Source organism: Rhodococcus erythropolis R138 (assembly GCF_000696675.2).
In the GTDB taxonomy this organism is placed as follows: domain Bacteria; phylum Actinomycetota; class Actinomycetes; order Mycobacteriales; family Mycobacteriaceae; genus Rhodococcus_F; species Rhodococcus_F erythropolis.
The window spans coordinates 643,047-661,735 of record NZ_CP007255.1 but is presented as its reverse complement, the minus strand read 5'-3'; the positions used below and the strand labels follow the sequence as shown (position 1 = coordinate 661,735).

At 64.3% G+C, this 18,689-nt stretch carries 17 protein-coding genes; 7 read left to right on the top strand and 10 right to left on the bottom strand.

The annotated features are described in order from the left end of the window. Positions 1 to 78: 78 nt before the first annotated feature. Complete coding sequence (locus tag H351_RS02965) at positions 79 to 606, top strand: peptidylprolyl isomerase (RefSeq protein ID WP_007729190.1); 528 nt, start codon at positions 79 to 81, stop codon at positions 604 to 606. 17 nt (positions 607 to 623) lie between these two features. Then, entirely contained in the window at positions 624 to 1,568 is a 945-nt protein-coding gene (locus H351_RS02960; protein ID WP_029256820.1) for a rhomboid family intramembrane serine protease, read from the top strand. A 31-nt stretch (positions 1,569 to 1,599) separates the two neighbouring features. Here the strand turns inward: H351_RS02960 and H351_RS02955 are convergent, their stop codons facing one another. Continuing rightward, a complete protein-coding gene (locus H351_RS02955) occupies positions 1,600 to 2,127 on the bottom strand; it encodes a lipoprotein LpqH (protein WP_029256821.1) in 528 nt (175 codons plus the stop codon). A 304-nt stretch (positions 2,128 to 2,431) separates the two neighbouring features. On the opposite strand from H351_RS02955, the gene H351_RS02950 reads away from it, so the two are divergent. After that, a complete protein-coding gene (locus H351_RS02950; RefSeq protein ID WP_029256822.1) occupies positions 2,432 to 3,775 on the top strand; it encodes an MFS transporter in 1,344 nt (447 codons plus the stop codon). Here the strand turns inward: H351_RS02950 and H351_RS02945 are convergent. After that, positions 3,766 to 5,631: a helix-turn-helix domain-containing protein gene (locus H351_RS02945; RefSeq protein ID WP_029256823.1), complete on the bottom strand. Its 1,866-nt coding sequence runs from the start codon at positions 5,629 to 5,631 to the stop codon at positions 3,766 to 3,768. The two genes, H351_RS02950 and H351_RS02945, sit on opposite strands and share 10 nt — an antisense overlap. A 126-nt stretch (positions 5,632 to 5,757) precedes the next feature. On the opposite strand from H351_RS02945, the gene H351_RS02940 reads away from it, so the two are divergent. Beyond that, positions 5,758 to 7,125: an FAD-binding oxidoreductase gene (locus H351_RS02940; RefSeq protein ID WP_024487653.1), complete on the top strand. Its 1,368-nt coding sequence runs from the start codon at positions 5,758 to 5,760 to the stop codon at positions 7,123 to 7,125. A 106-nt stretch (positions 7,126 to 7,231) separates the two neighbouring features. Further along, positions 7,232 to 8,080 (top strand): TauD/TfdA family dioxygenase, encoded by an 849-nt coding sequence (locus tag H351_RS02935; RefSeq protein ID WP_029256824.1) that lies wholly within the window; start codon positions 7,232 to 7,234, stop codon positions 8,078 to 8,080. A gap of 8 nt (positions 8,081 to 8,088) precedes the next feature. On the opposite strand, the gene H351_RS02930 is transcribed toward H351_RS02935, so the two are convergent. Both H351_RS02930 and crgA read right to left on the bottom strand, forming a co-directional pair. Beyond that, on the bottom strand, positions 8,089 to 8,580 hold the full coding sequence (locus H351_RS02930) for a PH domain-containing protein (RefSeq protein WP_029256825.1): 492 nt from the start codon (positions 8,578 to 8,580) through the stop codon (positions 8,089 to 8,091). Positions 8,581 to 8,687: 107 nt separating this feature from the next. Continuing rightward, positions 8,688 to 8,951, bottom strand: a complete 264-nt coding sequence (gene crgA / locus H351_RS02925; RefSeq protein WP_019746229.1) for a cell division protein CrgA — start codon at positions 8,949 to 8,951, stop codon at positions 8,688 to 8,690. A 102-nt stretch (positions 8,952 to 9,053) separates the two neighbouring features. Here crgA and H351_RS02920 point away from each other — a divergent pair, with 102 nt between their 5' ends. Both H351_RS02920 and H351_RS02915 read left to right on the top strand, forming a co-directional pair. Beyond that, positions 9,054 to 9,767, top strand: coding sequence for a DUF881 domain-containing protein (locus tag H351_RS02920; protein ID WP_020905624.1), 714 nt, complete (start codon positions 9,054 to 9,056; stop codon positions 9,765 to 9,767). A 22-nt stretch (positions 9,768 to 9,789) separates the two neighbouring features. Beyond that, on the top strand, positions 9,790 to 10,455 hold the full coding sequence (locus H351_RS02915) for an aminodeoxychorismate/anthranilate synthase component II (RefSeq protein WP_003942537.1): 666 nt from the start codon (positions 9,790 to 9,792) through the stop codon (positions 10,453 to 10,455). Positions 10,456 to 10,512: 57 nt separating this feature from the next. Here H351_RS02915 and pknB read toward each other — a convergent pair whose 3' ends face one another. Genes pknB through H351_RS02885 form a run of 6 tightly spaced genes read right to left on the bottom strand, consistent with a single transcriptional unit; the run spans position 10,513 to position 18,593 of the window. Next, a complete protein-coding gene (gene pknB / locus H351_RS02910) occupies positions 10,513 to 12,438 on the bottom strand; it encodes a Stk1 family PASTA domain-containing Ser/Thr kinase (RefSeq protein ID WP_019746231.1) in 1,926 nt (641 codons plus the stop codon). After that, a complete protein-coding gene (locus tag H351_RS02905) occupies positions 12,435 to 13,793 on the bottom strand; it encodes a protein kinase domain-containing protein (protein WP_019746232.1) in 1,359 nt (452 codons plus the stop codon). The genes pknB and H351_RS02905 overlap by 4 nt, the downstream gene beginning before the upstream one ends. Positions 13,794 to 13,796: 3 nt before the next feature. Continuing rightward, the gene (locus H351_RS02900) at positions 13,797 to 15,263 is read right to left on the bottom strand and encodes a peptidoglycan D,D-transpeptidase FtsI family protein (protein WP_007735774.1); all 1,467 of its coding nucleotides are present in this window, start codon (positions 15,261 to 15,263) and stop codon (positions 13,797 to 13,799) included. Beyond that, positions 15,260 to 16,711, bottom strand: coding sequence for an FtsW/RodA/SpoVE family cell cycle protein (locus tag H351_RS02895; RefSeq protein ID WP_007735775.1), 1,452 nt, complete (start codon positions 16,709 to 16,711; stop codon positions 15,260 to 15,262). Before H351_RS02895 ends, H351_RS02900 begins: the two co-directional genes overlap by 4 nt. Then, positions 16,711 to 18,132 carry a PP2C family protein-serine/threonine phosphatase gene (locus tag H351_RS02890; RefSeq protein ID WP_029256826.1) on the bottom strand — a complete coding sequence of 474 codons (1,422 nt, stop codon included), beginning with the start codon at positions 18,130 to 18,132 and terminating at the stop codon, positions 16,711 to 16,713. The genes H351_RS02895 and H351_RS02890 overlap by 1 nt, the downstream gene beginning before the upstream one ends. Then, a complete protein-coding gene (locus H351_RS02885) occupies positions 18,129 to 18,593 on the bottom strand; it encodes an FHA domain-containing protein FhaB/FipA (RefSeq protein ID WP_003943418.1) in 465 nt (154 codons plus the stop codon). Before H351_RS02885 ends, H351_RS02890 begins: the two co-directional genes overlap by 4 nt. Between the last annotated feature and the right edge of the window lie 96 nt (positions 18,594 to 18,689).

Here is an 18,689-nt window from a genome sequence, read left to right as displayed (position 1 = left end):
CCATAACAGTGAGGCGGGGACAGGGAGAGTTTTGCGGGGCGACATCCGCGAGAACGCCGGCAATGGCACGATGGTGGTGTGACTTCAACTCATCAGACCGCAACCGCAACGCTGCACACGAACCGCGGCGACATCAAGATCGCTCTGTTCGGCAACCATGCGCCGAAGACCGTCGAGAACTTCGTCGGCCTCGCCGACGGCTCGAAGGAGTACACCACCGCAAACGCCGCCGGCACCAAGACCGGCCCGTTCTACGACGGTGCCATCTTCCACCGCGTCATCGACGGCTTCATGATCCAGGGTGGCGACCCCACCGGAACCGGCACCGGCGGCCCGGGCTACAAGTTCGGTGACGAGTTCCACCCGGAACTGCAGTTCGACCGCTCCTACCTGCTGGCCATGGCCAACGCAGGCCCGGGAACCAACGGCTCGCAGTTCTTCATCACCACCGGCCCGACGCCGCACCTGAACCGTCGCCACACCATCTTCGGTGAGGTTCTCGACGACGATTCCAAGAAGGTTGTCGACGCTATCTCCTCCACCGCCGTCGATCGTGGCGATCGTCCGGTCGAGCCCGTCGTGATCAACAGCATCACCATCTCCTGAACAGGTAAAACAAGCAGATGACGAACCCCGGTTGGGGCGGCGGTGCGAGTGAGGGCATCCCGCCCCAACCGCGGTGCGTCCGCCATCCAGATCGACCTACCGCACTTTCCTGCAATCGTTGTGGACGTCCGGCGTGCCCGGACTGCCTCCGCGAGGCGGCGGTGGGATACCAATGTGTTGACTGTGTAGCTGCCGGCCAACGCGATGTCCGCCCCGTTCGGGGCGTCGCCGGAAACACCGTGAGCCCCGCCCGTGCGGTCCCGATCGTGACGTACACCTTGATGGGGCTCAACGTCCTGGCGTTCCTCGCCACCTTCGCGCAGTCGCGAAGCATCATGAACAATCAGGTCGGCTCGTCGATCTTCGCGAACTGGGCACTCAATCCGGGTCTGGTCGCCAGCGGTGACTGGTTCCGGCTCATTGGCTCCGGGTTCTTGCACTTCGGCATCTTGCACCTCGCGGTCAACATGTACGCCCTCTACATCCTGGGGCGCGACACCGAAATCGTGATGGGCCGCTCCCGGTACGTCGGCATCTACCTGGTTTCGCTCCTCGGCGGTTCCGCCTCGGTGATGGCGTTCCAGCCGGTGTTCTCCTCGCTCACGGCCCTGTCCTGGACCGCTGGAGCGTCGGGTGCAATCTTCGGCATCATGGGCGCACAGGCCGTCCTTCTACTGCGTTTGCGTCGAAGCCCGGTCCCGATCATCTCGGTGATCGCGATCAATGTGATCATCAGCATTTCGCTGCCCGGGATCTCGTTCTGGGGTCACGCGGGAGGTCTGGTGGCAGGTGCCGCGACGGCCGCTGCCTTCCTGTACGCCCCGCAGTGGTTGGGCGCCGGTGAGAACCGCGTGAAAGCAGTGCGGATCGGCTGGATCGCTTTTGGTGCCGTCACCGTGGTGACGTTGGGAGTCATCGTGCTCCGTGTCGTCCAACTGCGCGAACAGCTGGGAATCAGCTAGCAAGAATCCTAGGGCCCAGCCGTTCTATGGATCAGCCGCCGATGATGGACTCGCAGGCGAACGTGATCTCGAAGCTCGACGTCGCCGTCGGGTTGCCCTTGTCCCGGGCGCCGATTCCCTCGCCCGTCACCACGAAGGTATTGCCGTCCTGCTTGGCACTGGCAGATCCGCCGGGCAGTCCCGGTGCGAATCCGGCGGTGTACGGCAGACCGTTCGATCCACCCTCGCTTCCGGCGATTCCAGCAGTCTGAACCGTGCCGGATTCATCGATGATGGCTGTGACGGTCAACATGCCGTAGGTGGCATTTTCCGCGTCGAGCAGTGTCATAACTGTCGTGCCGCCGTCCTTTGCGCACTTCGTCTCGAATTTGGCGTCGAGCGTCTTCCCGCCGACGGTGGCCGAGGATGTAGCGGACGAGGCGCCGGCAGCGCTCTTGTCGGAGTCGGTCTTGTCGGAGTCGCTGCCGCAGGCGGAGGCGAATAGTGCGACCGCAGCGATGGTGGCAGCGACTGCGGTGGAGGACCGGCGGGTCATCGTGGTCCGAACCATCTTCGTCATGTTCTGTCCTTCAAGTCACGCGGTGCATCCGCACTTGCTCTGGCTGTTTCGCCGACAACACTAACCAGTGACTCGGTGTTCGTCGCTCTAAATCCCCAGCTCAGGCGGGTTTGTCGCCTTCGACTGTTCAGGGACGTTTGTCAGGCTGCCGAGGGTCATTTACCGGATCGTTGGGAGTAAATGCACATGCAGGGACGGCTTCTGTAGAGATTGTCCACATAGGTTGAGGACATCGGTACTTCTACTGTGGCTTGAGTCACTTCGTAGATAGCAACGCTGACCTTTTCCGAGGAGTACCCCTGCCATGACCTCCACCGATAGCACCACCACTGACGGTGGGGTTGCGCCGAGCGAGATCGAATCTCGCGTGGTGAAGAAGGTAGCGCGCCGGCTGATTCCCTTCCTGATCCTGCTCTATTTCGTGAACTATCTGGATCGTACGAACATCGCCTTCGCGAAGCTCACCATGAGCGCCGACCTCGGGATGACCGAGACGATGTTCGGGCTCGCATCCGGTCTCTTCTTCGTCGGCTATCTGCTGTTCGAGGTGCCGAGCAACCTGGCCCTGCACCGCTTCGGCGCCCGGCTGTGGATCGCGCGGATCATGCTCACCTGGGGAATCCTCGCCGCTGCGCTGGCATTCGTGCCCAACGTGGGCAGCCTCTATTTCCTCCGCATTCTGCTGGGCATCGCCGAGGCAGGCTTCTTCCCCGGAGTTCTTCTCTACCTGACCTTCTGGTTCCCGAAGAAGTACCGCGTACGCCTGATGGGCTTGTTCCTGCTGACACTTCCGCTCTCGTCGGCGCTCGGTGCCCCGCTCTCGGCTGCCATCATCCAGTACGGCGACGGCCTGTTCGGGTTGGCCGGATGGCGCGTGATGTACCTGATCGAGGGTCTGCCCGCCGTGATCTTGGCGTTTGTCGTCTGGTTCTACCTCACCGACCGTCCCGCCGACGCGAAGTGGTTGACCCTCGAGGAGCGCACCTGGCTGATGAAGTCCATGGCCGACGAGGAGAAAGAACTCGGCGACGCCGGTCACCAGTCCGCCGGCAAGACCCTGCGCGATCCCCGCGTCATCGGTTTCGGTCTGGTCTACTTCGGAATCACGTACGGCCTTTACGCTTTGAGCTTCTTCCTGCCCAGCATCGTCGCAGGATTCAAGCAGACGTTCAACACCGATTTCTCGCTCGTCGAGACCGGCCTGATCGTGGCCGTCCCCTACGCGATCGGCGCTGTCGCGATGGTGCTGTGGAGCCGCCATTCCGACAAGACCGGTGAACGAATGTGGCACGTTGCTGCCCCGACGCTCCTGGGTGCGGTATCCATTCCGATTGCGCTGTATCTGGATTCGCCGTTCACCGTCATGATCGCGGTCTCGCTCACCGCTGTCGGTGTCCTCTGTGCGCTCCCCGTCTTCTGGTACCTGCCCACCACGTTCCTGACGGGTGCCAGCGCGGCCGCGGGTATCGCCATGATCAACTCGATCGGCAATGCGTCGGGCTTCGGTGCTCCGTACATCACCGGCTGGCTCACCGATGTGACCGGAAATGCCAAGGCAGGCCTGTGGGTGGTGGGCGCCGTGATGCTCTGTGCCGCAGTTCTTGTGGTGGCACTGGCCAAGCGATCGAGCAAGCCCGCTCAGATCTGACCGAGTTTCCCCGCACTGGCACGCAGCCGGATCAGGAGCGCAAGATCGAGCGCCTGGTCCGGCTGACGCCACTGGGTGCCGATCAACCGGTCGATCGATTCGAGGCGTTGATACAGAGTGTTGGCGTGAATCGCGAGCGCGGCGGCGGTCGCAGAATGCTTGCAATTGTGTGACAGGTACGACGCGAGGGTGTCCAAGAGCGGAACGCCGCGTCGTTGCTCCTCCTCGAGGAGAGGACCGAGGGACCGCAGCGTCAGCGCTTCGAGTTCTTCGCGGCCGGTGCGGCTGAGGAGAATTCGGTAAATGCCGAGGGAACTTGCCGGTTCCACGTGGGAGGCCCGCCCGAGAGTCTCGAGGACGTCGACGGTGTGTTGTGCCTCGACATAGGCTCGCGCCAGACCTTCCGCTCCCACCGCAGGATCGGCGATTCCCACTGTCGGGTTCTCCGCCGGCTGCACCCACGCCGCCGCGACCTCTGCCGGTGACATTCCCGGAATCAAAGCGATGACCCGTGAACCATGTTCGGCAACAACAGTTCCCGAGGGGAATGCAATTTCCTCGATACTGCGGCGTGTACGGTCTACGGCGTCGGCCGGGCGGGCCACCACGACCGTGTAGGAGCGGTCGGGGTTGAGTCCAGCAAGGCGGAACTGACCGGTGACTTCGGCCGGCGTCGGCGCTGGCCTGGTGATCAGATCGACCAGAAATGCGTCGCGTGCTCGGCGAGTGGCTTCCCTGGCCGCCCGTTCGCCTACCAGGGCAAGCGCAATGGCCGGGGCTGACCTTTCGAGTGCCAACCTCATGGCGGCGGTGGGTTCATGACGCGAGAGGAGGAACAGAACTCCGAGTTGGTCACCGGCACTGCGTACTTCGGTGGCGAACAGGAACTGCTCACCGACGATGAGCGTCACCTCCTGCTCGCGTCGATCAGCGGCAAAGATGTCGAAGACCCGATGCACGCTCTCGCTCACCCGTTGCAGTCCCGGTGGGATCTCCGACGTTCCGGTCACGAAAAACACCGGTGAACCCGTCGACGCGGAGGTTTCTTCCACGAGTTCGCGAACACCGCCGCCGCGCAGGACAACTTGTGTGAGCGATCGGTCCCAGGTCAGGGTCTGTTCGAGAAGTGCTGTGCGCTCGGCAAGTTCGGTGTTCGCTGCATTCACTTCTGCAACCGTCGCGCGATAGCGTTCGAGAGAGCGGGCATTCTCGATGGCTACCGAGGCATGAGCTGCGAGGGCGGACAGCAACGCAACTTCCTCGTTGCCGAATCGACGCTCCTGACGCTTGCACGCGCAGAGGGCACCCAGGATCTTGCCGTTCAAAGTCAGCGGAACGGCCAACAGGCCGCGCATGTTCTCGGCTCGTGCTGCGTCGTCGGCGGGCCCGATGTGTGCAAACGAGGGATCGTTGCGGTAATCGGGAGACCAAGCAGGAGAGGAGTTCTCGACCACGCGACCGATGAGGCCTTCTCGGAACGGAACCGTCAGGCCGAGCAGTTGCGACGTATACGCCCCGCTCGTGACTTCGATGATCAAGATGTCGTCGTGAATGAGAGCAAGGTACGAAAGGTCTACGCCGAGTAGCCGTTTGGCCTGATCCACGATCTCCTGCAGAAGGGCGTGGTGATCGTGCATCGTGGTCAGCAGTGACGCGATGTCGTTGAGCGCGCCCAGTTCGGTGGCACGTTGTCGGCGCTGAGCCAGGAGACTTCGCAGTTGGAGTGCGGATCGGGCTTCTCGCTCGATTTCGGCAGCGGCCTCGGGGGCTGACCCGGCGGCCAACTGATCGCGGTGTTCGATCAGTTCCTCGGTGGATGCCTCGGCCAGGAGAAGCTGTAGCCAGTTCTCGTGCATCCGCACCCCCTTGTCAGGCCAACTTGTCAGGCCAACGATGAGTATGGAGAGAATGTCCATACGGTTTCCGGTTTCTCGGAGTAAATCTACATGGGGTGGTGTAGCCGCCGTCACTATCGTGGAGGCATGACACTCCTCGAGGCGCTCGGCTCGCAGATCGATGCGGATCGACTGATCACCGACCCCGACATCATGGCGAGCTACATCCACGACGACGCCGAGTGGGCTCCCTACGAGATGCCCGTCGCCGTGGTCCGTCCGCGCACAGCCGAGCAGGTACAGACAGTTGTGCAGGCGTGCATCGCCCACGGTGCGCCCGTCGTCACGCGCGGCGCAGGCACCGGTCTGTCGGGTGGAGCCAACGCAGTCGCCGGCGGCGTCGTGATCGCCTTCGACGCGATGAACGCCATCAAGGAGATCAACACCCTCGAGCGTTTGGCCGTGGTCGAACCCGGAGTGGTCAACGATCACCTCCGCGACGCGTGCGCCGAGCACGGCCTCTGGTATCCGCCCGATCCGGCGAGCGCACCCTGGTCGACGATCGGCGGCAACGTCGCGACCAATGCCGGGGGCCTGTGTTGCGTCAAGTACGGCGTCACCAAGGACTACGTGCTGGGCATGCAGGTGGTTACCGGAACCGGTGAGCTGGTTCGGCTCGGGCGTCGAACTGCCAAGGGAGTGGCTGGGTTTGATCTCTCCGCGCTCATGGTCGGCTCCGAAGGCACTCTCGGGGTGATCACCGAGGTGACCGTCAAGCTACGTCCTCAGCGCGATCCCGAGCGCACCATCGTCGGATACTTCGACTCCATCGTTGCTGCGGGCAAGGCAGTCGAAGCCGTCGCCGCGGACGGTCTCACGCCGTCGGCCCTCGAGTTGATCGATCGACAGTGCCTGCTTGCCGTCGACGCCTGGAAGAACATGGGCCTCTCGGCCGACGCCGAGGTGGTCCTGCTCGGCCGCATCGACACACCTGGTGAGATCGGCGACGCCGAAGCCGAGCGAATGTTGGCCTGTTTCAACCGTTCCGGGGCAACCTGGAGTGCCAGATCCACCGACCAGGAGGAAGCCGACGCCCTGTTCTCCGCCCGGCGTCTGGCGTACCCCGCCCTCGAGCGGCTCGGCCCGGTGCTCACCGAGGACATCTGTGTCCCCAAGGCAGCGGTCCCGGAGATGTTGGCACGGATCGAGGCCATTTCGGCCCGTCACGACACGCACATCGCGAACATCGCGCACGCGGGTGACGGCAACCTGCATCCGCTGCTGATCACGCCACACGACGACGAAGCGGCGCGGAGGCGTGCTCAGGCGGCTTTTGCCGAGATCATCGACAATGCCCTCGAGTTGGGCGGAACCGTCACCGGTGAACACGGCGTCGGCCTACTGAAGATGGGTGGCCTGGCACAGGAACTGTCACCGGCCGTCGTCGCGATGCATCATGCAATCAAGGGCGCACTCGACCCTCACGGAATCATGAACCCGGGCAAGGTGATTTGAAAGGCTGGCTCCGTAACCGAATCGGTTTCCGGAGTTACGCCGTCGAAATGACGAGTTCCTACGCTCGAGTTGAACCGTTTGGCGAACTCGACGTATGGAGTGATGAATGTTCTCTTCCGATTTGACGCTGGCAAGTGTTGTTCCGCGGCGCGTGGAGACGGTCGAGGCCGTCCGGGCGGCAATCGCGCTGGACGGCGCTGCGGTCTTCGGTGGGCTGCACACCGAGGAAGATGCCATTGCGTTCGCGTCGAAGTTGCTCGGTGAGAAGTGCATTCGCGTCGGCCGCCAGTTCGAGGCGAGCGCCAAAAGTCAGGATGCCGAAGCCGCTGTCGTCGACACCCAACCGGTGGACGAACGCGGGCGCAAGCGCTCGTTCGGTATCTCCGGCGAGCGGATGACCGCCCACAACGACGGCTTCGCTTTCGGCGATTACGCTCCCGATTACCTGTTTCTGTGGTGCAAGCGCCCGGCGTACCCGAGTGGCGGCGACTCGTTTCTCATCGACGCGGTCAAACTGACGCGATTGCTCGCCTTCGATCCCGCAACAGCGGAGCTGGCCGAATTCTGTTGGAGCACAGACATCGACCATTCGGAACCGAACTTCCCGCAGAACACATTTGCGCCGATCGCCCGGACGGTGCCGAGTGGACGCAACCAGGTTCGGTACCACCCGTACCTCGCGCCGATCGCCGGCGAATCGGAAGAAGCGCAGTGGCCGCTGGTGAAGCAATGGAGTGAGGCCGTGATTCACGTGCGAGACAGCGGGCCGATGTTCCGTGCCGAAGCCGGCGAGATGATCTGCATCGACAACTACCGGGTGCTTCACGGCCGCGACGGGTACACCGACCCCGGCCGTGAGCTGTACTCGATCTGGGGATGGTCGAGCGACGCAGTCGCGGTGCCGCAGCAGGCACTCGACATCGTGCAGCCGGACCTCGCGGCGCTGGCTGGGTAACCCCGCGCCTACTTCTCGGGCGGCACCAAACCGTGGACGGTAAGCACGTCCACGACGTCCTCCGGCGTCGTACCGAGATCCCAGCGTCCGAAGATCAACAGCTTCTCCGTGTCGGTGGGTCGGTCGACGATGTCGATCTCGAGCATCGGGACGCGTCGACCCAGACGCGGGTAGCGGACGAGACGCACGCGGTCGATCTGTTCGCGGGTGAACGTGTGGCGGGCGCGCAATCGCTGCACCGCGATCGACTTGGTTCCTGCGTTGTCGATCACCGCCAGGCGGGGGCGCTGACGCAGGGCGAGGCCGCCCATCACGAACAGCCCGATCACCGCGAGGGCGAGCAGGAAGCGTCCGGCAGGCTCCGTGGGCGCGAGGATCGAGGCGATCGCGAGGGCAATTCCGCCGCCGAACATCGCGTAGACAACACCCATCGGAGTGGCCCACGAGACGACCTCTGTGGCGTTGTCACGAGGCTGTGGATGAAATTCATCCTCGAGCATGTGGATAACTTCCTAGGTTGTCCACAGGAGTTATCCACAATGGGGATGAATGACACCCATGTAATTGAGAGACGGTCACGATCCGAGACGAATCAGATAATCGCTGGTCAGCGCCATCTCATGGTCATCACAAGGCCCACAACCATGAAGCCGAAGCCGACGAGGAAGTTATAGTTTCCCAAGTCGTTCATCCACGTGATCGAATCCGCGGCCAAGTAGTACACAATCAGCCACGCCAGGCCGAGAAGCATGAATCCGAGCATCACGGAGACGTACAACGTGCTCGACGGACCCATCTTCACCTTCACCGGAGTGCGGTTTGCTGGGTTGACTGTGTAGTCGTTCTTCTTACGGACCTTCGACTTGGGCATGGCGTCCTCGCTCTACGGTGTGACCTGCATGTGTTACCTACACGCTAACGTAGCTGTGTCCAGTTGGTCACCGGCCGACCTGCACAATCCGGGAGGAGCCACGTGTCTTCGGGTGAATCTTCACGAACCGTCTGGCACATCGGTGTACTTGCCGTCTGCCTGGTAGCCGGTCTGATGGTTGCCACGGCGCAGAGATCCGCCGAGGAAAACCAGCTTCAGGTCACCGAAAGCACCAGGCTCTCCGATCTGGTCCGCAGTGCACAGGCCAATGCCGAGAAAGTTTCGGCCGACCGGGACGAACTTGCCGCTCAGCTCGATTCGCTGCAGGAAGACGCCGCTCGGTCCGACGCCGGCGTGGCAGCGGCTCTCGGTGACATCAAGAACATCTCCGCCGACGCGGGACTGACGGAGATGACCGGCCCCGGCGTCGTGGTCACCATGACGGACGCCCCGCGCAACGCCGAAGGCAAGTATCCGGTCGACGCCACCCCGGACGACCTCGTCGTGCATCAGCAGGACGTCCAGAGCGTGCTGAACGCACTGTGGGCCGGCGGGGCCGAAGCGGTGGGCATGCAGGACCAACGGATCATCAGTACGTCGGCGCCGCGGTGCATCGGAAACACCCTCCTTCTTCACGGCCGTACCTACAGCCCGCCGTACGTGATGAGCGCGATCGGCGATGTTGCGCGCCTCGAGGCGGCACTCGCTGCCGAACCGGGCATTCGGATCTACAAGCAGTACGCGACCCGCTTCGGCCTCGGGTACACGCAGGCGACACCGTCGCAGATCACGGTCCCCGCCTATACCGGCGGATAGCACGGGCGTTTACCCTGCTCTCATGAGGATTCTCGTCGTCGACAACTACGACAGCTTTGTGTTCAACCTGGTGCAGTACCTCGGCCAGCTCGGAACCGAAGCCGTGGTCTGGCGCAACGACGATCCACAACTGACGGCAGACCTCGAGGGTGCAGTAGCGCAGTTCGACGGCATTCTCCTGAGCCCTGGCCCCGGAACTCCGCAGCGCGCGGGAGCGACGATGGATCTGGTGAAGGTCTGCGCCGACACCAAGACCCCGCTGCTCGGCGTCTGCCTCGGACATCAGGCGATCGGCGCGGCTTTCGGCGGAACCGTCGACCGCGCGCCCGAACTGCTTCACGGCAAGACGAGTCTGGTTCACCACAAGGACGTCGGCGTCCTGGCCGGGCTGCCCGATCCGTTCACCGCTACCCGCTACCACTCGCTGACGGTTCTCGAGGACACCATTCCCGAGGAACTCGAGGTGACCGCACACACCGAGAGCGGCGTCGTGATGGCGATGCGTCACCGCGAACTGCCGATTCACGGCGTCCAGTTCCACCCAGAGTCCGTACTCACTCAGGGTGGGCACCGGATGCTCGCGAACTGGCTCGCAGTCTGCGGTGAGGCGCCCCCGGAAGGGCTCGTCGCAGCCCTCGAGGCCGAGGTCGCGTCGGCGCTCGGTGGCGCATTGCCCGCAATTCTCTGACACCTGTCCACAAAAAAGTGCCTCCCGGAAATCTCCGGGAGGCACTTTTTCAGTTTGCTAGCGGCCGGGGATTCCGAGCGCTCCGACGCTGACGGTGATGACCGCGTCCTTGGAGATCTCCGAGCCCGGAGGCTGCGTCTGCGAGACGATCTTGCCCACCATCTCCGGGGTGAGCGTCGTGCTCTGGTTCTGCACCAGCTGCGAAGCAGTTCCCGCCCAGCCGGCTGCGCGAAGCGTGGTCAACGCCTCGGACACCGTCTTGTTGGTCAGATCAGGCATCGCGACCTGGTTGCCGTTGGAAACCCGCAGCGTCACGGTCGAACCCTTGGTGGCCGACGTGCCGCCGGTCGGATCGGTCGAAACGACCTGTCCCTTCGGCAGTCCCGAATCGATCTCCGTGATCTGGACGACGAACCCGGCACCTTCGATGTTGGGCCTCGCCACCTCTTCACGCTGACCGGTCACATCCGGGACCCGAACCTGCTCCGGACCGGTGCCGACAGTGATCGAGACCGCGGAATCGAGAACAACCGACACTCCGACGGCCGGATCCTGATTGACGATCTTGTCGACCTCGGCAATGGTCGACGCGGCCTTGCCGATGGTCGGATCAAGTCGGAGTCCGACGGAGTTGAGCTTCTTCTCGGCGTCGTCCTGGCTCAGGCCGGTCAGGCGAGGGATCGCGACCTGCTCGGGGCCGGTGGACACGTCGATGGTGACGGTGCTCCCCTTCTCGATGCGCACCCCGGCAACCGGACGCGTCGTGATGACGTTTCCCGCAGCGATCACCTTGTCCGTCTTCTGCTGACGCTCCACTTGGAATCCGGCGTTGGTCAGCGTCGCCTCGGCGACATCAGCGGGCTGGTTGGTGAGGTCACCCGGAACGGTCACCATCTCGACCTTCGGCGAGTTCACCCGAATGAGGAAGAACGTCACCAGTCCGATCACCAGAAGCGCCGCGATGCCCATCAGGGCGTAGCGTCCGCCCTTCTTCTTGGCAGGCGGCTCGGCAGCGCGAGTTGTCCGTGCAGGAACCGGCTCGACCGGATCAGGAGCAGTGCGGTAGTTCCCGGTGTCGGAGCCGACGGCGCCGAGGATGGTGGTGCGGTCCTCGTCGTTCATCACCATCGGCGCACTCGGACGCTGACCGCCCAGAACGCGTACCAAGTCGCTGCGCATGTCGCCGGCGCTCTGGTAGCGGTTGGCCGGGTTCTTGCTCATCGCCTTGAGAATGATCGAATCCAGCTCGCGCGGAATGTCGGGATTGATCTCCGACGGCGTCTGCGGATCCTCACGAACATGCTGGTACGCCACGGCGACCGGTGAATCACCCTTGAACGGCGGCTCGCCCGTCAGAATTTCGAACAGCACACAACCGAGCGAGTAGACGTCCGAACGTGCGTCCACCTGCTCACCTCGCGCCTGCTCCGGCGAAAGGTACTGAGCGGTGCCGATCACGGCGGCCGTCTGCGTCATCGGGCTCGACGCGTCGGAAATGGCACGGGCGATACCGAAGTCCATCACCTTCACGGCGCCGGCACGGTTGATCATGATGTTGGCGGGCTTGACGTCGCGGTGCACGATGCCGTTGCGGTGGCTGAAGTCCAAAGCGGCACAGACGTCCGCGATCACTTCCATCGCCTTGCGCGGAGTCATCGGCCCGGTGCTGCGCACGATGTCACGCAACGTGTCGCCGTCGACGTACTCCATGACGATGTACGGCAGCGGTCCGGCGTCGGTCTCGGCTTCACCGGTGTCGTAGACGGCCACGATCGCCGGATGGTTCAGCGCGGCAGCGTTCTGCGCCTCACGACGGAACCGCAAGTAGAACGTGGGATCGCGCGCGAGGTCTGCACGCAGCACCTTGATCGCGACGTCGCGGCTGAGTCGGAGGTCGCGCGCCAGGTGAACCTCGGACATTCCGCCGAAGCCGAGAATCTCACCCAGCTCGTAGCGGGAGGAGAGATTGCGGGGTGTCGTCATTGGTCTTGTCCTAGCGGTTCTTCAGCGTCTCCGGGATCCGCCAACGGCTCAGTGGTCGTTGTGGTCGTCGTTGTCGTCGTGGTGGTGGTTGTGGTCGTCGGAGTTGTTGTTGTCGTGGTCGGCGTTGTCGTGGTGGTTGTCGGCTCGGTCGTGGTTGTCGTCGGCCGAGTTGTGGTGGTTGTCGGCTCGGTGGTCGTCGTCGTCGGCCGAGTCGTCGTCGTGGTGGGCTTGGTGGTCGTCGTGGTCGGCAACGTCGTGGACGTGACGACGGGCGGCGTCGGGTCGCTCGGACCGTCGGTCGCGATCCAGACTCCGCCGATGATCAACGCCAACAAGATCAATCCGCCGCCGGCCCATGCCACGGCCTTCTGCCCACTGGTCATTCCGCCGGCTGCCGCGTCGTCCGCAACAGCTGCGCCCGTCACCGGGCCCGCGTACGTCGGCGGCATGACCTGCGTGGCACCCGTAGCCGGCAACGCGCTCGCGGCACCGGTGGCGAGCAGACCGGGCGGCGGTGGACGCCTCCCTGCCCGAACGGCTGCAACGGCGTCGGCGAACTCACCGCCACTGGCGTAGCGGCCGGCCGGATCCTTGGTCAACGTGATGTCGATGAGCTCGCGGATGTTCGGCGGCAGGTCGGCCGGCATCGGCGCCGGGGTTTCCTGCACGTGCTTCATCGCGACGGTCAGCGCGCCGTCACCGGTGAACGGGCGTCGACCCGAAAGTGCTTCGTATCCGACGATTCCCAGCGAGTACACGTCACTCGCCGCGGTCGCGTCCTGACCGAGAGCCTGCTCGGGCGCGATGTACTGGGCGGTGCCCATCACCATTCCCGTACGCGTGACGGGCGAGTTCTCGACGGCCTTGGCGATGCCGAAGTCCGTGATCTTCACCTGGCCCGTCGGCGTGATGAGGATGTTGCCCGGCTTCACGTCGCGGTGCACGACACCGGCGTCGTGTGCGACCTGCAGGGCGCGGCCGGTCTGCTCGAGCATGTCGAGGGCATGCGGAACCGCCAGGCGGCCGACGCGTGCCAGGACGGCGTTGAGCGGCTCGCCGTTGACGAGTTCCATCACCAGGTACGCCGTGGAATCGCCCGAGCTGTCACGGGTCTCGCCGTAGTCGTAGATTCCGGCGATACCGGGATGGTTGAGCTGCGCGGTGGTGCGGGCCTCGAAGCGGAAGCGCTCCAAGAACTCCGGATCGGAAGAGAACTCGGACTTGAGTACCTTGACGGCGACGCGACGGTTGAGCCGGGAGTCGGTGGCTTCCCACACCTGACCCATCCCACCGGTGGCGATGAGACGGATCAATCGGTAACGATCGGCGATCAAAGCGCCGTTGTTCAACGCCACGGTTCAGCCCCCTTGGATTCCGGCTGCGATGACTGCACGACCGATCGGCGCAGCAACCGAGCCACCGGTAGCGGCAAGTCCGCGGTCACCACCGTTCTCGACGATGACGGCCACGGCGACCGTCGGATTCTGCGCCGGTGCAAAAGCGATGTACCAGGCGTGCGGCGGGGTTTCCCGCGGGTTCACGCCGTGCTCGGCGGTACCGGTCTTGGACGCGATCTGAACCCCGGGGATCTTGCCGTCGCCGCCGGTGAAGTTCTCCGAGCCGATCATCAGATCAGTCAGCGTTGCGGCCACTGCCGGCGAGATCGCCTGACCCATCGACACCGGTGACGGCGTACTGAGATCGGTCAGATCCGGTGCCTGCAACTGGGAGATCAGGTTGGGCTGCATCCGCACACCACCGTTGGCGACGGTCGCGGCGATCACTGCGTTCTCGAGCGGGGTCACCGCGACGTCGCGCTGGCCGATGCTGGTCTGGCCGAGAGCCGCGTCGTCGGAGATGTCGCCGACGGTGCTGTCAGCAACCGGGAGCGGGATCGCCGGAGTGTTGGGCCCGATGCCGAAAGCGCTGGCCTCGTCCTTGATGGCGTCCGCGCCGTCCTTGATGCCCAGTTCGACGAAAGCCGTGTTGCACGAGCGCGCAAACGCGTCACGCAACGACGCCGTCGGGTTGGGGCCGCAGGTGCTGCCGTTGTAGTTCTCGAGGGTCGTGCTGGTGCCGGGCAGCGTGATCTGCGGAGCCGCGGTCAGCTGGTCGTCCGGCGTCGCACCGTTGCCAAGAGCTGCGGCCGTGGTGAGCACCTTGAACGTCGAACCGGGAGGGTAGGTCTGCGAAATAGCGCGGTTGACCAACGGATCGTTGGGATCGGCATTGAGCTCGTCCCACGCCTTCGTGGTTTCGGCGCCGTCGTGGCTGGCAAGCAGGTTCGGGTCGTAGCTCGGAGTGCTGACCATCGTCAGGATGCGTCCGGTGCTCGGCTCGATGGCGACGACGGAACCGGTGTAACCCTTACTGGTCAGCTGGTCGTACGCCACCTGCTGCATGGCCGGATTGAGCGTCGTGACGACGTTGCCGCCGCGCGGATCGCGTCCGGACACCAAGTCGAAGAAGCGCTGACTGAACAGCCGGTTGTCCGAGCCGTTGAGAATCGGATCCTCGGTGCGCTCGAGGCCGGCGCTGCCGTACTGCATCGAGTAGAAGCCCGTGACCGGTGCGTACGGGTACGGATTCGGATACTCGCGCAGGTACTTGTACCGGTCGTCTGTGGCGCGGGAGGCGGCAAGCACCTGACCGGAAGCCGAGATCTGACCTCGCTGGCGTGAGTACTCGTCGAGCAGCACCCGCGAGTTGCGCGGGTCGGCTCGCAGGTCGTCAGCCTTGATGACCTGTACGTACGTGGCGTTGGCGAGGAGCGCGACGACCATCACCATGACGGCCATCGCGACGCGGCGCAGTGGAGTGTTCATACGCGCGGCATCATCTCGGTATTGGCGTCAGCGATTGGGGGCGGACCTTTCTTCTTCGTCACTACCGGCGCACGAGCCGCGTCCGAGATCCGGACGAGGATGGCCAGCAGTAGGTAATTCGCGAGCAGCGACGAGCCGCCGTACGACATGAACGGTGTTGTCAGACCAGTCAGCGGGATCAGCTTGGTGACGCCGCCGACGACAACGAAGATCTGGATCGCGATGGTGAACGACAGACCGGCGGCGAGCAGTTTGCCGAAGCTGTCGCGCACTGCCAACGCCGTACGCAGGCCGCGCACGATGAGAAGCAGGAACAGCATCAGCACAGCGGCCAGGCCGATCAGGCCGAGCTCTTCGCCGATGGTCGCGATGATGAAGTCCGTCTTCGCGAACGGCACCTGGTTGGGGCGGCCGCTGCCCAGACCCGTTCCGGCGATACCACCGGTGGCCAGGCCGAAGAGCGATTGCGAGATCTGATACCCGGTGTTGGCGTAGTCGCCGAGCGGGTCCAGCCAGGTGTCGACGCGAACGCGCACGTGTCCGAACATCTTGTAGGCGAAGAAGAATCCGATGGCGAGCAGTCCGCCGCCGATCACCAGCCAGCCCACACGCTCGGTCGCGATGTAGAGCATCACCAGCACGGTGCTAAAGAGCAGCAGCGACGTACCGAGGTCGGTTTCGAAGACGAGCACGCCCACCGAGACGATCCAGGCGAGCAGGATCGGGCCGAGGTCGCGGGCACGCGGAAAGTCCATGCCCAGGAAGTGTTTACCGGCCGAGGTGAACAGGTCGCGCTTGGCGACGAGCACGGACGCGAAGAAGATGATGAGCAGGATCTTCGCGAACTCACCTGGCTGAATGCTGAATCCGGGCAGGCGAATCCAGATTTTTGCGCCGTTCACGCTCGAGAACTTCGCCGGCAGGATCGCGGGAATCGCCAAGAACACCAGACCTGCGAGGCCGAGCGTGTAGCTGAACCGCGCCATCAGGCGGTAGTCCTTCAAGAACACGAGCAGCAGCACGAAACCGGTGATCGCCAGTGCAGTCCACATGACCTGCTGGTTCGCATCCGGTGACGGTGCCTCGACGCCGTTGTAGAGCGCTGTCTGTTCGTCGGCGAGGTCGAGTCGGTGGATGAGCACCAACCCCAGGCCGTTGAGCAGGGCGACGATCGGCAGTAGCAGCGGATCGGCGTACGGCGCATACCGTCGAATTGCCAAGTGCGCGATCAGGAACAGGCCCGTGTACGCGAGCGCGTACTTGGCCAGATCGAGAGTGATCTTCTGTTCCTGGCTCGCCTCGACGAGCAGAAGCGAGACCGTCGTGATGATGACGGCAAAGCCCAGGAGCAGAAGCTCCATGTTTCGACGGGTCGACTGGACCGGCGCCGGGGCAAAACCTCCGGGCGGACTCGGAAAAGCCGTCCCCGCAGCTGCGTTGGACGACATCAGTTGACCGTCCTGCAAGTCTGACCGGGAACTTCGGTCGGCGTCGGCGTAGTCGTGGGTGCTGCCGTCGTCGGTGCAGCAGGATCCGCGGGCGGTGCGGGGGGCGGCGTGGTCTCCGGTGCCGGCGGGGGAGTGGGCGTGGCCGTCGTCGGAACCGGCTCACAACGAGGCAGCAGATCGCCGCCGATGAGACGGATCATCTGGCTCTGCGCATCTTCACGCTTGCCGGACGGTAGCCCGGCGCGCACCTGCTCCTGCGCCGACGGCTGCAGATCCGTCACTTCGAGGATGTTGCAGTTGCTGGGAATCGCGTCGGGGGAGACGAGGGTCAGGACGTCGTCGTCGCCGACGCAACCCACCAGATCCGCGTCTTGCAGCGAGTAGCCGAGCACCGAACCGGGGATTCCGCGCAGCACCGTCACGCGGCCGTTGTCTTCGCCGACGTAGTAGTTGTTGCGGATGACGGCGCGGCCGATCACTGCGCCGACGCCGACCAGCGCGATCAGCACCACGGCAAGGACCACCCACCACAACCGGTTCCGCTTCTTCTTCGGTTCCGGTTCGGGTTGGGAGACAACTCGCTTGGGCGTCGCGCGCGGCGGACGCATGGCAGCGGCGCGGCCGGCAGCGGTGTTGGGGGGAGGGGCGTCCTCTTCCTCTTCCGTCGACGCGGCACCCGCAACGATGGGATGCGACTGGCCGTAGTCGAGGTCGATGACATCGGCGACGACGACGGTGACGTTGTCGGGACCGCCGCTGCGCAGCGCCAATTCGATGAGACGATCGGCGCACTGCTCCTGCGAGCCTTCGCGCATCGTGTTCTCGATGGTCTCGTCGCTGACCACGTCGGAGAGGCCGTCGGAGCAGAGCAGGTAGCGATCGCCGGCGCGGGCTTCGCGCACGGTGAGCGTCGGCTCGATCTCGTTGCCGGTCAACGCCCGCATGATCAGGGATCGCTGCGGGTGAGTGTGTGCCTGTTCGGCGGTGATCCTGCCCTCGTCGACCAACGACTGCACGAACGTGTCGTCGCGGGTGATCTGCGTCAGGTGGTCGTCGCGCAGAAGGTAGGCGCGCGAGTCGCCGATGTGCACGAGACCGAGCTTGCTGCCGGAGAAGAGGATCGCGGTGAGCGTGGTGCCCATGCCGTCGAGTTCGGGTTCTTCCTCGACGTGATCGGCGATGGAATCGTTGCCCTCACGGGTGGCTGCCTCGAGCTTGCCGAGCAGATCCTCGCCGGGCTCGTCGTCGTCGAGATGCGCCAGAGCGGCAATCATCAACTGCGACGCGACCTCACCGGCCGCGTGTCCGCCCATACCGTCGGCCAAAGCCAGCAGGCGTGCACCGGCGTACACGGAATCTTCGTTGTTGGAGCGCACGAGACCGCGGTCGCTGCGCGCCGCGTAGCGGAGAACAAGGGTCACGGGCGTAGCTCGATTACCGTCTTGCCGACGCGAACCGGAGTGCCCAGCGGGACGCGCACCGCAGTGGTGACCTTGGCGCGGTCCAGATAGGTGCCGTTGGTCGAACCGAGATCCTCGACGTACCAGTCAGCGCCACGCTGCGAGAGCCGCGCATGGCGCGTCGACGCGTAATCGTCGGTGAGAACGAGCGTCGAATCGTCGGCGCGGCCGATCATGACGGGCTGTGAACCGAGGGTGATGCGGGTACCGGCGAGGGCGCCCTGCGTGACCACCAGGTACCGAGGCACCTTCGCCTTGCCCAGCGAGGGCAGGACCTTTCCGGCGCGGGTGTACCGCGGCGGAACCCTGACCCCGGAGCCGGCATAGATGTCGGAGCGGAGAGTGCGGAGGACTGCCCAGACGAACAGCCACAGTAGGAGCAGGAAGCCCGCCCGTGTGAGTTGCAGAATCAGGCCCTGCACGGCTGTCCACCTCCTTCTATGGCTCGAGCCCCGCCGCAGCGGGGTTCGAGCATTGTCGACTGGCAGCATCATAGGGGGCTCTGGGCCCCGAAGATC

Bases quoted from the DNA above. Each gene is read 5' to 3' on its own strand.
- H351_RS02945 (WP_029256823.1), bottom strand. From the start codon at position 5,631: ATGCACGAGAACTGGCTACAGCTTCTCCTGGCCGAGGCATCCACCGAG.
- H351_RS02935 (WP_029256824.1), top strand. From the start codon at position 7,232: ATGTTCTCTTCCGATTTGACGCTGGCAAGTGTTGTTCCGCGGCGCGTG.
- H351_RS02930 (WP_029256825.1), bottom strand. From the start codon at position 8,580: ATGCTCGAGGATGAATTTCATCCACAGCCTCGTGACAACGCCACAGAG.
- pknB (WP_019746231.1), bottom strand. From the start codon at position 12,438: ATGACGACACCCCGCAATCTCTCCTCCCGCTACGAGCTGGGTGAGATT.
- H351_RS02895 (WP_007735775.1), bottom strand. From the start codon at position 16,711: ATGTCGTCCAACGCAGCTGCGGGGACGGCTTTTCCGAGTCCGCCCGGA.
- H351_RS02950 (WP_029256822.1), top strand. From the start codon at position 2,432: ATGACCTCCACCGATAGCACCACCACTGACGGTGGGGTTGCGCCGAGC.
- H351_RS02900 (WP_007735774.1), bottom strand. From the start codon at position 15,263: ATGAACACTCCACTGCGCCGCGTCGCGATGGCCGTCATGGTGATGGTC.
- H351_RS02955 (WP_029256821.1), bottom strand. From the start codon at position 2,127: ATGACGAAGATGGTTCGGACCACGATGACCCGCCGGTCCTCCACCGCA.
- crgA (WP_019746229.1), bottom strand. From the start codon at position 8,951: ATGCCCAAGTCGAAGGTCCGTAAGAAGAACGACTACACAGTCAACCCA.
- H351_RS02940 (WP_024487653.1), top strand. From the start codon at position 5,758: ATGACACTCCTCGAGGCGCTCGGCTCGCAGATCGATGCGGATCGACTG.
- H351_RS02960 (WP_029256820.1), top strand. From the start codon at position 624: ATGACGAACCCCGGTTGGGGCGGCGGTGCGAGTGAGGGCATCCCGCCC.
- H351_RS02915 (WP_003942537.1), top strand. From the start codon at position 9,790: ATGAGGATTCTCGTCGTCGACAACTACGACAGCTTTGTGTTCAACCTG.